General features: G+C 43.8%; 2 protein-coding genes. Both read left to right on the forward strand.

What is annotated here, in order from left to right; genetic code table 11:
- Positions 1 to 25: 25 nt before the first annotated feature.
- A complete protein-coding gene (locus AB4653_RS19575) occupies positions 26 to 247 on the forward strand; it encodes a hypothetical protein (RefSeq protein ID WP_102258119.1) in 222 nt (73 codons plus the stop codon).
- Positions 244 to 522: a hypothetical protein gene (locus tag AB4653_RS19580; RefSeq protein WP_102258118.1), complete on the forward strand. Its 279-nt coding sequence runs from the start codon at positions 244 to 246 to the stop codon at positions 520 to 522. The genes AB4653_RS19575 and AB4653_RS19580 overlap by 4 nt, the downstream gene beginning before the upstream one ends.
- Positions 523 to 900 lie beyond the last annotated feature (378 nt).

The following is a 900-nucleotide window of genomic DNA, read 5'->3' on the forward strand; positions in this document are numbered from 1 at the left end:
TGGACACACAGGAGTTTAGCGAATTATGAGTTTTTACAAGCAAGCGCAAAAACAAGCAGTAGCGATAAAAATTGGTGATCGCTTCTTCTGTGGTTTTGGGAAGAAGCAGCGAGTTCAAACAGCTTGGAGCCTTGCAGGAGCAAGCCTGTATTTGAGTGTTTATGACGACAAGGTAAAAGAGATTCTCGCTACGTTAGAAGAAAAGAAGAAGAAACCAGAAGTGATATTTGTTGAGGTGGCAGCATGAGTGATGTGACTTTTAGACCTGCTAAATCGACAGCTGACTTGCCTATCACTTCTCCAATACATAAGCCCTGCCCTGATATGGCAGGCATGGAGAACCCAGATCCAAAGAAACGAGAGCGAGCGCGCTTTTTAGTGTCGAAGTTGCGCGAAAAACACGGCATTAAAAAGCGTGTTAAGGGTAACTCTCAGCCAATGAATTATGTGTGTAGCGAAAACGGGTGCGCTGAACCTTGGGGCTCGGTAAGTAATGCGAATCCAGGGAATGTGAAGCAGTAAATGAGAAGTTATATCGCAGTCCAAGCTATTCATAATTGCGCCAAGTGCCAAAGTAGCGAAGTGTTTTGTGAACAAAGTTTAGATGACACCCCAAAACATTATGTTGCCTGTAATCAGTGTGGGCATGAGGGCAATGCTGCGCAAAATTACAACCAAGCTGTAACTGAATGGAATTACCCGTCCGATAAAAAAAGCATTCGAAGTTACAAGGAATACTAAGTGTACCCATTATTTGCTCGTGAATTTTTACCTCGATTACCTCGCATTGTTCAAGATGATGTGAGGTTTCAGGTTTCCCGCCGTAAACGTCGTACCAACGCGACTCAACAGAACATCGACCGATTCACTAATGACTCAGTTAAACACGCACTCAAGTAC

It is taken from the genome of Vibrio sp. 10N.222.48.A3, from assembly GCF_041475345.1.
GTDB lineage: Bacteria > Pseudomonadota > Gammaproteobacteria > Enterobacterales > Vibrionaceae > Vibrio > Vibrio tasmaniensis_A.

What these genes read in the sequence shown, in the direction of transcription:
- AB4653_RS19580 (WP_102258118.1), top strand. Translation starts at nt 244, where the DNA reads ATGAGTGATGTGACTTTTAGACCTGCTAAATCGACAGCTGACTTGCCT.
- AB4653_RS19575 (WP_102258119.1), top strand. Translation starts at nt 26, where the DNA reads ATGAGTTTTTACAAGCAAGCGCAAAAACAAGCAGTAGCGATAAAAATT.